At 66.4% G+C, this 13844-nt stretch carries 12 protein-coding genes, 1 tRNA gene and 1 riboswitch; of the genes, 7 read left to right on the top strand and 6 right to left on the bottom strand.

Annotated elements, in window-relative coordinates; translation table 11 throughout:
* Positions 1–53: 53 nt before the first annotated feature.
* The gene (locus GMOLON4_RS08510; protein ID WP_026936730.1) at positions 54–278 is read left to right on the top strand and encodes a hypothetical protein; all 225 of its coding nucleotides are present in this window, start codon (positions 54–56) and stop codon (positions 276–278) included.
* Between the two features lie 55 nt (positions 279–333).
* Positions 334–888 carry an OsmC family protein gene (locus GMOLON4_RS08505; protein WP_026936729.1) on the top strand — a complete coding sequence of 185 codons (555 nt, stop codon included), beginning with the start codon at positions 334–336 and terminating at the stop codon, positions 886–888.
* Between the two features lie 192 nt (positions 889–1080).
* On the opposite strand, the gene GMOLON4_RS08500 is transcribed toward GMOLON4_RS08505, so the two are convergent.
* On the bottom strand, positions 1081–1419 hold the full coding sequence (locus GMOLON4_RS08500; protein WP_084147458.1) for a nucleotidyltransferase family protein: 339 nt from the start codon (positions 1417–1419) through the stop codon (positions 1081–1083).
* A 101-nt stretch (positions 1420–1520) separates the two neighbouring features.
* Between GMOLON4_RS08500 and smc the strand changes: the two genes are divergently transcribed.
* The 3 genes from smc to GMOLON4_RS08485 all read left to right on the top strand — a co-directional run bounded on the left by smc (position 1521) and on the right by GMOLON4_RS08485 (position 6133).
* On the top strand, positions 1521–5021 hold the full coding sequence (gene smc / locus GMOLON4_RS08495; protein WP_026936728.1) for a chromosome segregation protein SMC: 3501 nt from the start codon (positions 1521–1523) through the stop codon (positions 5019–5021).
* A 48-nt stretch (positions 5022–5069) separates the two neighbouring features.
* Positions 5070–5558, top strand: coding sequence for a GyrI-like domain-containing protein (locus tag GMOLON4_RS08490; RefSeq protein ID WP_051266698.1), 489 nt, complete (start codon positions 5070–5072; stop codon positions 5556–5558).
* A gap of 86 nt (positions 5559–5644) precedes the next feature.
* Complete coding sequence (locus GMOLON4_RS08485; RefSeq protein WP_026936726.1) at positions 5645–6133, top strand: GyrI-like domain-containing protein; 489 nt, start codon at positions 5645–5647, stop codon at positions 6131–6133.
* 233 nt (positions 6134–6366) lie between these two features.
* Here GMOLON4_RS08485 and ribH read toward each other — a convergent pair whose 3' ends face one another.
* From ribH to ribD, 4 genes are read right to left on the bottom strand one after another with little or no spacing between them, the layout of a single operon-like run.
* Positions 6367–6840, bottom strand: a complete 474-nt coding sequence (ribH, locus tag GMOLON4_RS08480; protein WP_026936725.1) for a 6,7-dimethyl-8-ribityllumazine synthase — start codon at positions 6838–6840, stop codon at positions 6367–6369.
* A 44-nt stretch (positions 6841–6884) separates the two neighbouring features.
* Positions 6885–7562: a 3,4-dihydroxy-2-butanone-4-phosphate synthase gene (gene ribB / locus GMOLON4_RS08475; protein ID WP_084147457.1), complete on the bottom strand. Its 678-nt coding sequence runs from the start codon at positions 7560–7562 to the stop codon at positions 6885–6887.
* A complete protein-coding gene (locus GMOLON4_RS08470) occupies positions 7559–8257 on the bottom strand; it encodes a riboflavin synthase (RefSeq protein WP_084147456.1) in 699 nt (232 codons plus the stop codon). The genes ribB and GMOLON4_RS08470 overlap by 4 nt, the downstream gene beginning before the upstream one ends.
* 2 nt (positions 8258–8259) lie before the next feature.
* Complete coding sequence (ribD, locus tag GMOLON4_RS08465) at positions 8260–9528, bottom strand: bifunctional diaminohydroxyphosphoribosylaminopyrimidine deaminase/5-amino-6-(5-phosphoribosylamino)uracil reductase RibD (RefSeq protein WP_245575418.1); 1269 nt, start codon at positions 9526–9528, stop codon at positions 8260–8262.
* A gap of 104 nt (positions 9529–9632) precedes the next feature.
* A riboswitch (FMN riboswitch) is annotated at positions 9633–9781 on the bottom strand.
* A gap of 181 nt (positions 9782–9962) precedes the next feature.
* Here ribD and GMOLON4_RS08460 point away from each other — a divergent pair.
* Together GMOLON4_RS08460 and GMOLON4_RS08455 are read left to right on the top strand one after the other, a co-directional pair.
* Positions 9963–11048 (top strand): hypothetical protein, encoded by a 1086-nt coding sequence (locus tag GMOLON4_RS08460; RefSeq protein ID WP_026936724.1) that lies wholly within the window; start codon positions 9963–9965, stop codon positions 11046–11048.
* A 32-nt stretch (positions 11049–11080) separates the two neighbouring features.
* Positions 11081–13582 carry a DEAD/DEAH box helicase gene (locus GMOLON4_RS08455; RefSeq protein ID WP_026936723.1) on the top strand — a complete coding sequence of 834 codons (2502 nt, stop codon included), beginning with the start codon at positions 11081–11083 and terminating at the stop codon, positions 13580–13582.
* Positions 13583–13770: 188 nt separating this feature from the next.
* Here the strand turns inward: GMOLON4_RS08455 and GMOLON4_RS08450 are convergent.
* Positions 13771–13842 (bottom strand) — tRNA-Arg (locus tag GMOLON4_RS08450).
* Between the last annotated feature and the right edge of the window lie 2 nt (positions 13843–13844).

Below are 13844 nucleotides of genomic sequence, written 5' to 3'. Positions count from 1 at the left end.
CGACAACAAGAACGACTCAGGGCATGCAAATCTGATGAAACTATCGTTGACGCATGTCTTCGTTCCCGAGCAACGACGCGGGCGGCCGTGCGCAACATGAGTTTCTCGGACGGGCCTCGAATTCCACTATTGAAGCAATCAAGAAACGTCTCGAGGCACGCGAGCCGCGTGAGTACAACGGGGAAACAGCCGCAGAGTCCATGCGCGCGGAGCGTGACGCCTCGTTCCCGCGAGCGATGCATCCTGGCGAACACGTTACGCGCGATGACGCGACGTGACCTCGCGTTTCGCGAAGTGGTGACATCGGTTTTGCCCGCCAATAGCGTTGCGGCCATGACTACATTGACTGCAACCACCGACATCCCCGAGATCACCGCCGAAGAACGCGCCGCTCGCCTGACCGAGGCCGGGGCCGCCTGGAGCGACCGCATCGACATGAATCGATCCTCTTCGAAGCTCACGTACAAAGTCACGGGCGTGGGTGAGGGATCGGTCGCAACCCGCGTTACGTCGGGACGTCATGAGTTCGTGATCGACGAGCCGGAGGCGCTCGCGGGCGACGACGTCGCGGCAAGCCCCGTCGAGTATGCGCTCGGCGCGCTCATCGGTTGCCAAACCGTCGTGTACCGCCTCTACGCCCAGAACCTCGGCATTCAGGTCGACGACATCAAGGTCACCGCGGAAGGCGATCTGGATGCGGCGCGACTGCTCGGCAAGGACGCTTCTGTCCGCCCAGGTTTCAGTGACATCCGGCTCAACGTCGAGCTGACCGGTCCAGAATCGCAGGAACGCTACGAGGAACTCCGCAAGGCCGTTGATGAGGGCTGTCCCGTATTTGACCTGTTCGCGAACCCGACCCCGGTCTCGGTGACCGTCACGAAGGCGTAGTAGGAAGGCCATCTCTCCCCCCGGCGCCGTGCCCCGCGAACGGCGTCGGGTCGTTACGTCGTCGGATTACTCGAGATCGCGAAGGTGCTCTTGTGACCAGCTGCGTGAATCGAATTCGGCAGCCTCTTTCGGAAGCGATTCTGCGGCGTAGTTCCTCAGCCAGCGCAAGAATTGCCTCACGGGTTGTAGTGGTCAAAACGGTACCGTGTCCTGGAGTATGGAGCTGCCGATTCCGGTCTTCTTGAATCGTTCGATGACCTGATCCGCGTCTACGACATCGACCGAAATTCCGGCTAATTCGCTAAGCGCCAAAGAAAGGCCGACCAAGTCTCGAGACGATGTCGCAGCAAACTCAACAATGAGGTCAATATCAGAGCCTTGGCGGTCAGTACCTCGAGCAGTGGAACCGAACAGTCCAGCCTTCCGGACACCGAATTCCTTGAGCACACCAATCATTTCGTTCCGATGCGCGCGAAGCACTTCGCGTGGCGTCGTCGTTGGTGTGCTCATGGGGCAGATCGTACCGGTCATAGGTGAGTCCGGTCTGGGCAATGCGGCGTGAAATGGCCGGTGGCGGGGCGACGCGCCGGTAGGCTCTGAGCATCCTGTTCACCTGAGCGAAAGCCGACGACATGCACCTGAAGAGCCTGACGCTCAAGGGGTTTAAGTCGTTCGCGAAACCGACGACGCTTGAGTTTGAACCGGGCGTCACGTGCGTGGTCGGGCCGAACGGTTCCGGCAAATCGAATGTCGTGGATGCGCTGGCCTGGGTCATGGGGGAGCAGGGCGCGAAGACGCTGCGCGGCGGGAAGATGGAGGACGTCATCTTCGCTGGCACCGCGACGCGCGGGCCGCTGGGCCGCGCGGAGGTCGCGCTCACGATCGACAACGCCGACGGCGCGCTGCCGATCGACTACACCGAGGTGACGATCAAGCGCACGCTGTTCCGCGCGGGCGGCAGCGAGTACGCCATCAACGGCGAGCAGGTGCGGCTGCTGGATGTGCAGGAGCTGCTGAGCGACTCCGGCCTCGGCCGCGAGATGCACGTGATCGTCGGCCAGGGGCGCCTCGACACCGTGCTGCGCGCGACGCCGGAGGAGCGCCGCGGGTTTATCGAGGAGGCCGCGGGCATCCTGAAGCACCGCCGCCGCAAGGAAAAGACGGTGCGCAAGCTCGAGGGCATGGAGCAGAACCTCCAGCGCCTGCGCGACCTCGTCGCCGAGGTGCGGCGACAGCTGAAGCCGCTCGGACGCCAGGCCGAGGTCGCCCGCAAGGCACAGGGCATCGCTGCGATCGTGCGGGATGCGAAGGCGCGACTCTATGCCGACGAGGCCGTGAGCCTGCGCGATCACCTGCGCCGCGCATCCGCGACCGAACAGGAGCGCTCGACCGAGCGACTTGTGCTGCAGGAGAAGCTCGACCAGTCGCTGCTGCGAATCGAGCAGCTGCAGCAGGCGCAGCGAGGGGATGCGGTGGATCAGGCGCGGCGGGTGGCGTTCGATCTCGAGAGCGCGCGTGAGCGCCTGCGGAACTTCCAGATGCTCGCAGGGCAGCGCGAGTCGATGCTCCGCGCGCGGCTCGAGGAACCGGCGCTGTCGGTAACGGTCTCGGATGCGGACATCGCCGCGGTGCGCGAAGAGGTCAGCGATCTCGAGCAGCGCGGCGCGACCGCGGAGTCGGCGTGGACGGCAGCGCAGGCGGCGACCGCGTCGGCCCGCCAGGAGCTGGATGCGCTCGATCGCGAGATCTCGGCCCAGTCGGCGCTTCTCTCACAGCACGACCTGCGCACGACCGAGCTCAAGGGCAAGGCGGATGCGGCGGCCCAGCGGCTCGCGGCGGTGCGCGGCGAGGTGCTTCGCAGCGAGAACACGCTGCGCTCGGCCGCCGATCGGCTCAAGACCGCGGAGCAGGAGCTCGTGGAGGTCGAGAGCGAGGCCGAGGCCGGGGAGGTCGACTCCTCGGGGCTCGATGATCGGTACGCGCAGGCGCAGGATCTCGTCACGAGCGAGCAGGCCGCGATGGATGAGCTGCGCGACGAGATTCACGACCTTGAGCGCGAGCGCGATTCGCTTGACGCCCGGCGCAAGGCGCTCTCGCTCGCCTCGGAGGTTCGCGACGGCGCGCAGGCGCTGCTCGCGAGCGCGCCGGACGGGGTGATCGGCCGCGTCAGCGACAAGCTCCGAGTGGAGCGTGGTTTCGAGACGGCGATCTCAGCGGCTCTCGGCGCGACGGCGGATGCGGTGCTCACCTCATCCGACGAGGTCGCGTTTGGGCTCATGGCCAGCGCGAAGGTGGATGGGCGGGTCGAGCTCGTCGCGGAGTTCGCAGGCGCAGAGGCCGATTCGGTGTTTGCGGATGCGGTGGCTCGCGCGGGTGCGGCGGCTGGCATTTCGGTGAAACTCGCAGCGGATCTCGTTCGTGGCGTGCCCGCGATCGTAACGGCGCTCTCGCGCACGGCGATCGTGGACGAGCTGCCGGATCGCGATGCGGCGCGAACCTTGCTCCGGGAACTTCCGCACGGCGCCGTGGTCGCGAGTCGCGACGGCGCGGTCCTCACGGCGAGCACGCTGACCGCGACGAGCGGTGCCGACAGGGACGCGGGCGGTGCGAGCCGAATCGAGCTTCTCGCCGAGCGTGACCTCGCGGCGAGCGAGGTCGCGCGAGTCACGGAGCAGCTCGACGCGCGGTCGATCGCACGAGGCGAGTGCCGCGCATCCTTAAAGGCGGCGAAGGCCGCGGCCGAGGCCGCGCTCGCGGACCTGCGCGGCTTCGACGCCGAGCTTGCCGCGAGGCGGGAGGCGCTCAACCGCGCGCGCTCGCGGGTCGAGTCAGCCAAGGCGGAACTGGGCCGCGCCGAGAAGTCGCGGGAGCTCGCATCCCAAACCATCGGCGAGACCGAGGAACGCGCGGCGAAGGCGAAGTCCGAGCTCGAGATCCACGAGTCGCAGCCGCGGCCGTTTTTCGACGGCTCGAAGCGAGGCGACTTCGCGGCCGCGGTTGAATCGCGGCGGGAGGCCGAGGTCGAGGCGCGGCTTGCGGTCGAGACCCTCCGCGAGCGGCTGCGGTCCGAACAGCTGCGCATCGGTGAACTCGAGCGTAAGCGCGAGGCCGAGCGCGAGGCGGCCGACAAGGCTGCCCGCGAGACGGTGCTGCGGCGTGCGGAACACGAGCGGGTGCTGGGCGTGATTGCGCGCATCCCGCAGCTGCTCGAGTCGATCGATCGCAGCCTGACCGAGGCCCGCGCCGAGCTCGCGAAGGCCGAGCAGCAGCGCGCGGCCCAGGATAAGGAACTGCTCGACCTGCGCGAGCAAGAGGCGCAGTTGCGGAAGCGGTTGAACGTGATCACCGAGGACGTCCATGCCCTCGAGCTGCAAATGTACGAGCGCAAGATGCAGCTCACGAATCTGCTCGAGCGGGCGGCGAGTGAGTTGTCGCTTGTTGAGGCCGTGCTGCTCGACGAGTTTGGTCCCGACGAAGACTTTGATCGTGCCGAGCAGCAGCGCCGGCTCAAAGAAGCGGAAAAGCAGATGTCGCAGCTCGGGCGCATCAACCCGCTCGCGCTCGAGGAGTTCTCGGCGCTCGAGCAGCGCCACGCGTACCTGAACGAGCAGCTCTCCGACCTCGAAACCACCCGCGCCGACCTCATGAAGATCGTGTCGGACATCGATGAGCGGATGCGCACCGTCTTCGCCGAGGCGTTCGAGGACACCCGCGAGGCCTTCCACGAGGTGTTTCCGGTGCTGTTCCCGGGCGGCAGTGGGGATATTTCCCTCACCGACCCCATGAATATGCTCGCGACGGGCATTGAAGTGGCGGTAAAGCCCGCGGGGAAGAAGATTGACAAGCTTTCGCTGCTGTCGGGTGGAGAACGGTCGCTCGCGGCGGTCGCCCTGCTCGTCGCGATTTTCAAGGCGCGACCAAGCCCCTTCTACATCATGGATGAGGTCGAGGCCGCGCTCGACGATGCCAACCTCGGGCGCCTTCTCGAGGTGTTCGAGAGCCTGCGCGAATCAAGCCAGCTGATCGTGATCACGCACCAGAAGCGCACGATGGAAATCGCGGATGCGCTGTACGGGGTGTCGATGCATCGCGACGGTGTTTCGACCGTGGTTGGTCAGCGTGTTCGCGAGTAGTCAGGCCTACCATGGTTGGCACTAGTTCTTTTCGACGAGGGAGTCGCAATGGCAGAGCAATTGGCAACCGCACCTGAGTTTGTGCGGCTCAAGACCCAGCACACCGCGGTGGTTCGCGGTGAGGGCGTTCCGGTGGAAGACATGATTCGGTTCCTTGATTCGGCGTTCACGGTGCTTCGCGCGGCGGTGGATGCGGCGGCGATAGCCCCGGACGGACCGGCATACAGCCGCTACGACACCGAGCTCGAGGGCGACGTGACGATCGAGGCGGGGATTCCGCTTCTGGCCGCGCTCGAAGAGAACCTCGAGTTCAACGGCGTCACGATCGAGGCGGGCGAGCTGCCGGGTGGCGAGGTTGCGCGTGCGATTCACGTCGGCCCGTACTCCGAGCTGGCGGATGTGTGGCAGGAGTTCCTGGGCGACCTCGAGCGATCCGGCCGGACGCCACGCAAGCCATACTGGGAGAGCTACCTCGTCACCCCGGGCCCCGGCACCGACCCCGAGCGCCTGCGCACCGAGATGTCAGCTCCCGTTTAAGTAGCCCTCGTTGAGTAGGCCGCAGGTCGTATCGATCGTTGAGTAGGCCGCAGGTCGTATCGAAACGCAATATATAAGGAGCACGCATGTCACTGTCCGCGATTGAATTCATCGACTTCCCGGGGAGCCCGACCGCGGTCGTCCGCAGCGAAGCGCAGCCGACGAACAGCATGGCGCCACTCATGGATTCGTCCTTCACGGCACTGGGCAGCGCCATCCAGTCCGGCGTATTCACGCCGACCGGGCCCGCGTTCTCGCGATACGACACCGAGTTCGGCGCGACGGTCGACGTCGAGGTGGGCTTCGCGGTCGCCGAGTCGCTCGCAGCGGAGCACGTCGTCGGTGACGTGACGATCATCCCGTCAGAGCTCCCAGCAGGAAAACTCGCGATCACCAAGTACCAGGGCCGCTACGACGGACTCGGGGATGCGTGGGGTGAATTCCTCGAGGCAGTGAAGGCCGAGGGCTACGAGCTGCTCATGCCGTACTGGGAGGCCTACGACACCGAGCCGACCCCCGAAATGGACCCGGCGGATCTCATCACGGGCCTCGCGGTGCTCGTCCGCAAGGCATAGTCGCGCACCCGGCCGCGTCCCCATTGCCGCTAGCGCTCACCCCTGCCCGCACTTGAGCAAGGGTGAGCGTTACCGGCAATGGGCGCGTTTGCATGTGTTGCAGGCAGCGCTCAGCATTGCCTGTCGACGGGCAATGGCAAGCGCTAACGGCAATGAGTGGGCTGGCTCAGGTTGCGCGCCAACGGCAATCGCAACCGAGCGCGAACGCTCAACGCGGCACCAGCCAGCCTCACCTACCAATCGGCGAGGGCGCGCACCGTCGCGATCGCGGCCTGCGCGGCCTCGGCACCTTTGTCCTCGCTCGAACCGGGCATCCCCGAGCGTTCGAGTGCCTGCTGCTCGTCATCGCAAGTGAGTAGCCCGAAGCCGACCGGGATGCCCGTCTCGAGCGCGACGCGGTTCAGCCCGTCGGTCGCGGCGGTGCACACGAAGTCGAAGTGCGGTGTGCCACCGCGAATCACGACGCCGAGCGCGACGATCGCATCCGGAGCGTGCTCCGAGCGCGCGATCCGCGCCGCCGCAACGGACAGCTCGAACGAGCCGGGTACTCGCACGACCTCGACGTCGGTGACATTCGCCTCGGCCAGCGCACGTTGCGTGCCCTCGAGCAGCGCGGTGGTGATCTTCTCGTGCCACGACGCGGTGACGATAACGACCCGCAGGCCCGCGCCGTCGATCTCAATGGTGGGGGAACCTTCTTTACTCATGTATCTGCTTTCGGTCGAAGTACGATCTGAATAGGTGGATGCGATTAGCGGCCTGCGAGCGCGAGCAGTCGCTCGGCCTCGGCCCGGTCGGTCGGATGCGCGGCAAGCGGGTCGTGTTCGCGTCGCCACTCGATGAGGTCGCTGATGTGGAGCAGCACGAGTCCGGTCTCGGCGGCAAGCACCTCGGCCTCGGGCAGGCGCATCACGTCGCCTTCGTCGTGCACGAGCTCGGCGATCGCGCCGACCTCGCCCGCGCCGGCGAGCCGAACGAGGTCGGTCGCAGCCTCGGTGTGGCCGGGGCGCACGAGCACGCCGCCAGCCACGGCTCGAAGCGGGATCACGTGTCCGGGGCGGATGAGGTCGCCGGCAACCGCGGAGTCGTCGCCGAGGGTGCGTAGGGTCAGCGCGCGATCAGCGGCCGAGATTCCCGTGGTGACGCCAGCCGCAGCATCCACCGAAACGGTGTACGCGGTGCGCAGACTGTCCTCGTTGCGCTCCACCATGAGTGGCAGCTCGAGGCGGTCGGCACGATCGGCGGGCATCGGCGCACACAGGAACCCGGAGGAGTGACGCACGACCCAGCCGATCCAGCGGGGTTCGGCGCGGTCGGCCGCGAGGATCGCATCCACCTCGTTTTCGCGGCTCGCGCTGTCGGCGACGAGCACGGGCCGGCCGGCGCGTAGCTCGGCGAAGGCGCGGGTGAGAAGTTCGTTGGTGGTCATCGGATTGCTCCCTCGTTGGTGCGGGATGAAGTCGTGTCGGATGCAGTGGAATCGGCGCTCTTGAGGTGGGCCGGCTGGTAGTCATCGGGCTGCCCGAACCGCGCCGTCAGCGCGCGCTCGACGTATTTCGCGAGCACGTCGACCTCGATGTTGACGCGATCACCGACGGCGAGTGCCCCGATCGTGGTTGCAGCGGAGGTCGTCGGGATGATCGAGACGCCGAAGCCCGCATCGTCGACTTCCGTGACGGTGAGCGAGGTGCCGTCGATCGTGATCGAACCCTTCTCGGCGATGTAGCGCGTGAGGCCGCCGTCGAGACGAAAGCGCAGGTCATCCCAGCGCTCGCCTGGGGTGCGGCGCTCGAGAGTGGCGACCGCATCCACGTGACCCTGCACGATGTGGCCGCCGAGGCGCGCATCCGCTCGCATGGCCCGCTCGAGGTTCACGCGGGTGCCGGGCTGGAATCCCGACAGCGTGCTGCGGTCGATGGTCTCGGGCATGACATCCGCGGTGAACGCGCCGTCGGGCAGCAGCTCGACGACGGTGAGGCACACGCCCGAGACGGCAATCGAGTCGCCGGGGCGCGCATCCTCGGTGACGGTCGCGGCCTGGACGGTGATGACCGCGTCGGGCCGGGTCGGTGATTGCTCGAGGCCGACGACGGTGCCGACCTCTTCGATGAGTCCGGTAAACATGATTAGGCTCCTGGGTTGCTGAGGGCGATGTCGCGTTCGGTGGCGACGTCGCTGCGGGAAAGTAGGTCGGGTTCGGGGCACTCGGCGCGGATGCCGGGGTCGCGGTCATCGGAGACCGCTGGCAGTTTGACCGCCCGGATGAAGGTGTCCTGCCCGAGACGGCTCACCTCGGTGGTGTGCCAGCGGCTGGCGTCGGCGAGAGTCTCGATGCCGAGCGGACCGACCGCGCTCTTGCCCGATCCGAGGATGACCGGGGCGAGGTAGGTGTTGAGCTCGTCGACCAGTCCGGCCTGTAGGAACGCCGCGGCGACGCTCGCGCCGCCTTCGACGAGCACATGGCGAATCTCGCGCTCGCCGAGTGCGCGCAGCGCCTCGCGAGGATCCCGCGTCGGGAGGTGAAGAAACTCTGCTGCCGAGCCGCGCATCCTGGCCCCGGGAGGAACCGGACGCTCTCCGAGGGCGACGCGCAGCGGCTGCTGGGGGCGCGAGTCGCCGAGGGCGTCGCGTGCGGTGAGTGACGGGTCGTCGGCGAGGACCGTGCCGGTGCCGACGAGTATGGCGCCGACTCGCGAGCGCGTCTCGTGGGCGTGAGACCGTGACGCCGCGGAGGTGATCCACTGGCTCGTGCCATCCTCGGCAGCGATCTTGCCGTCGAGCGTGGTCGCGAGCTTGAGCGTGACGTAGGGCCGGCCGAGCTGCACCGAGGTTGCCCAGATTCGCACGAGCTCGAAGGCCTCGTCGCGGCCGACGCCGCTTTGAACCCGGATGCCCTGCTCGCTCAAGTAGGTCGCGCCGCCGGCCGCCTCGGGATTCGGGTCGTCGACGGCGTAGATGACCTCGCGGATGCCCGCGGCGGCGAGTGCCTCGGTGCAGGGCCCCGTGCGGCCGGTGTGGGAGCACGGCTCGAGGGTGACGATCGCGGTTGCTCCCGCGAGATCGGCGCCGCGCTCGCGGGCATCGCGGAGCGCATCCACCTCGGCGTGCGCCGTGCCGGCGCCCCGGTGGTAGCCCTCGCCGAGGATACGTCGCTCGGCGTTCGGCGCAGTGGCGTGCGCGGGTGTATCGCGCGCAAACGAGTCGCGCGCAAACGAGTCGCGCGCGAACGAGTCGCTCGCCGCCGAGCCAGCCGCGGGCGCGAGGATCACGCATCCCACGCGCGGGTTTGGGCCGGCCTCCGGTCCGCGATAGGCGAGGTCGATCGCGCGACGCATTGCGGCATCCACGCCCGTGACGGTGTCGGTGCGCTCGATCGTGGCCGAGTTGAAAATCATGTGGTGTCCTTCCGGTGCTGGAAATGCACCGGGGAGAAAGAACACCAGCTCCCGATCGCCAAAATCACGGTGATCGTTCGCCAGACACGGCACCCAATTGTGCCGCCATGCGCCTCCCATCCAGACTTTGACTGTCGGCTCTGGAATTCCACCAGATCAACGCCGCTCGTTCTCGATGCCGAAGCATCAATCGCGAGTAGCGGTCGCGGGCTATCACCGCCGGTTCGGATTTACACCGACCCCGGAGCATGTTGCTGCGGTTACTGTAACCGGGTCACTTTCGAAAGCGCAATAGTGAATGTCGTTTCATTACGCTTGGATGCGCTCGCGACGTCTTCGCGCGCATTGCGTGTTGGGATCGTCGGGGTGGGAACGCGCAAGGCCGAGACTCCTGCACAGAATTTGTCCGAAACAGGGCCGGTACTCTCGGTGGCATGCATCACAGAGAACCGCTGTATCGCTTCGGTCGGTGGATTGGCGCAGTCGCCGCTGTGGCAGCCACGATCGGCGCCGCTGGCTGTTCCGAGTCGAATACCCAGCGCGACGCGCCAGCCGCCGCGGCCGTTACCTGGGTGGAGGCGATCTGCGCTGGCGAATACGGGAAAGCGCACGACATGACGGCTGAGTTCATGCGCATAGATCCCGCGATCTACCCACAGTTCATCGAAGAACTCGAGCAGGCAGAGGCCTTGGCGGATACGGTCATCAGTGACCTTGGTGCGTCGGATGCCGCAGCAGAAATCGCGGTCGTCGAAGTCCGCACTCCGTACGGCGACTCCGACCCCTCCGCCGCCGACGTCGAGCTAGCTGGCACCTGTCTTGGCGAGCCGTTCGCGCACATTGTTGAGGTGATCCACACTAACGATCAGTGGCAGATCAGCGAACCGCTTCCCTTGTGGGAAACGAACGAACTGTTCAACAGACCGGGATATGACGCGACGATGCCGCTGGACTTCTCGCGCGGGCAGCGCATCCACCCTGCCGACCCGGCAGCGATCGATCGTTGGCTACTGTTGCCGGGCAAACACAGCGTGGAACTTCCCGCGCACTTTCTCACCGGTCCTGCAACGCGCACGACCGTCACGGTAAACGCTTTCAGTGTGGTCGACCACGGTTACCTGCCGTCGTGGCGCCGTGAGTCGCTCGACGCCGCATTCGAGTCATTCGTGTCAGATTGCGGAGACGTGTGCCTCGTGAGAGGCGGGACGGAGAATTCAGCGCTGCCCTTGTCCATCGAGCCGGTTATGGATGCTGAAGTGACTTACTCGGAGGACGCGTTACTCGTGCGTCCAACTGGTATCGCGCCGGAGTGGCAGAATGCGCAGCCGAGTTGGGGTGACGGCGGACCAAATGGTGCCACGGCACAGCTCCGATCGACCTCGCTCGAGATGCAGCCGCTCACTTGCCCGGAGGGCGAGGCATGTGCGGTTTCGCTGGACACCGATCGGGAGACCGTGGATGTGCATCTCGTGACGTTCGTGGAGTCCGGTGACGCTGTCCTGGTGGGCGGAGTCGGGTAGCGGGCACGCCCGTGTGGGAGACTCGAAGCGACATGGCTGCCTTTCTTCCCGACCTCATCCCAACGCTCGTCGACCCTTCGGCGCCCTACGACCCCGATCACGTCTACGAGGCGATCCTCGACTGGACCGGGTCGCGCGGAATCGAGCTGTACGACGCGCAGGACGAGGCGATCATCCACCTCGTGTCGGGTGCGAACGTCGTGCTCGCGACGCCGACGGGAACCGGCAAGTCGCTTGTCGCGATCGCAGCGCATGCGGTTGAGCTCGCGCGTGGCGGCCGCACCTACTACACGGCGCCGATCAAGGCCCTGGTCAGCGAAAAGTTCTTCTCGCTCGTCGAGATCTTCGGCGCGGAGCGGGTCGGGATGGTCACGGGCGACAGCTCGGTCAACCCGGATGCGCCGATCATCTGTTGCACCGCCGAGATTCTCGCGAACAAGGCGCTTCGCGAGGGCGTGGATGCGGATGTCGACCAGGTGGTCATGGACGAGTTCCACTACTACGGTGATCCGCAGCGCGGCTCGGCATGGCAGATTCCGCTGTTGCTCCTCAACAAGGCGCAGTTCCTGCTGATGTCGGCGACGCTCGGCGACACGAAGGCGCTGCGGGATGATCTCACCAGGCGCACGAACCGGCCGACCGAGCTCGTCGAGGGCGCGACCAGGCCCGTGCCGCTGAGCTTCTACTACGTCCTCACGCCCGTGCACGACACCGTCGAGAAACTGCTCGAGGACGACGAGGCGCCGATCTACATCGTGCACTTCTCGCAGGCAGCCGCGGTCGAGCGCGCGCAGGCGATCTCGAGCATCAAGGTCGCGAGCCGCGAGCATCGCGACAAGATTGTAGAGGCGATCGGGGATTTCCGCTTCACAACCACGTTCGGCAAGACGCTCGGTCGCTACTTGCGCCAGGGCATCGGTGTGCACCACGCGGGCATGCTGCCGCGCTACCGACGCCTCGTCGAGCAGCTCGCGCAGCGCGGCCTCCTCAAGGTGATCTGCGGCACCGACACGCTCGGTGTCGGCATCAACGTGCCGATCCGCTCGGTGCTCATCACTGCGCTCAGCAAGTACGACGGGCAGCGGATGCGCCACCTCACCGCGCGCGAATTCCACCAGATCGCGGGTCGCGCGGGTCGTGCCGGGTACGACGACCACGGCACGGTCGTCGTCGAGGCGCCCGAGCACATCGTCGAGTACGAGCACGCGATGAACAAGGCTGCGGGCGACCCGAAGAAGCAGCGCAAGATCACGAAAAAGCAGCCGCCGAAGGGCTACGTCAACTGGACGGAGGCGACGTTCGATCGCATCGTCGCCGCCGAGCCCGAGCCGCTTACGAGCCACATGGAAATGACCTCCGCGACGCTGATCAACATCATCGCGCGCGGGGGCGACGTCATCCAGAACGTGCGCGACCTCTGCTTCGACAATCACGAGCCGCGCCCGCGCAAGTTCGCGCTCGCGCGGCGCGCCCTTGAGATCGGTCGCACGCTGCTGGATGCGGGCATCGTCGAAGACGTCGACGGCCAGATTCAGCTCACGATCAACCTGCAGGCGAACTTCGCGCTCAACCAACCGCTGTCGCCGTTCGCGATCGCGATGATGGATGTGCTCGACCCCGAGTCGGACCTCTACCCGATGGACGTCGTGAGCGTCGTCGAAGCGACGCTCGAGGACCCGCGCCCGGTGCTCCGCGCGCAGGAGCACAAGGCACGCGGCGAGGCGATCGCCGAGATGAAGGCCGACGGCGTCGAGTACGAGGAGCGGATGGCGCGGGTCGAGGAAATCTCCTGGCCTAAGCCGCTCGAGGAGCTGCTCGAGCAGAGCTTCGACATGTTCGCCGAGTCGCAGCCTTGGGTGCGCGACTTCGAGCTCTCGCCGAAGAAGGTCGTGCGCGACATGTTCGAGCGGGGTCTCAGCTTCGCCGAATACATCTCGTTCTATGACCTCGCGCGCTCCGAGGGCGTCGTGCTGCGCTACCTCTCGGATGCCTACCGGGCTCTGCGCCAGACCGTGCCGTCCGATGCCCGTACCGACGAGTTCATGGATGTGCTGGAATGGCTCGGCGAGCTGGTCCGGCAGATCGACTCGAGCCTCGTCGACGAGTGGGCCGACCTCGTCGCCCCGGTGGATGCGGAGGGTCAGCCGGTCCTCCCGCCCGCACCCAAGAGCGTGGTGCAGAACCCGCGGGCGTTCACCGTCCTGGTGCGGAACGCCCTGTGGCGACGCGTGAGCCTCGCCGCGCTCGAACGCGACGAGGAACTTGTCGAGATCGATCCCGGGATCGACTGGCCGAGCATCCTCGACGAGTACTACGAGGAGTACGACCACATCCAGGTCGACGGCGCCGCGCGCTCGCCGCAGTATTGCCGAATCGACAAGGCTCGTGAGGCGTCGGGATTCTGGGATGCCGAGCAGACCATCCTGGACCCGGAAGGCGACAACGCCTGGCGCATCCACGCCGAAGTCGATCTCAACGACTCGGCGGAGGATGGCCAGGCGGTGCTGCGGGTGACCGAGGTCGTGCGGCTTTAGGTTGTCTTCCCCGGGAAGTCGCATGCAAGGACACGGTGTTCGCCCGCTGACACAGGATGGTGCTCCGCAAACTGAGGGGGATCGATCGCCGAACCAGGGTGCTAGAACATAAAGGCTCATCCGCTTCACCCTGGTCCGCGGAGTCGGGACCCTGGTTCGCGGCAAGCGTGTCGGCGGAAAAAGCGTAGTGCCCCCGGCGAGAATCGAACTCGCGCGCACCCTTTAGGAGAGGGATGCTCTATCCACTGAGCTACGGAGGCAT

Source organism: Gulosibacter molinativorax (assembly GCF_003010915.2).
GTDB classification, from domain to species: Bacteria; Actinomycetota; Actinomycetes; order Actinomycetales; family Microbacteriaceae; genus Gulosibacter; species Gulosibacter molinativorax.
Note: the sequence above shows the minus strand (reverse complement) of the source record. Positions and strands in the feature narration are given on the sequence as shown.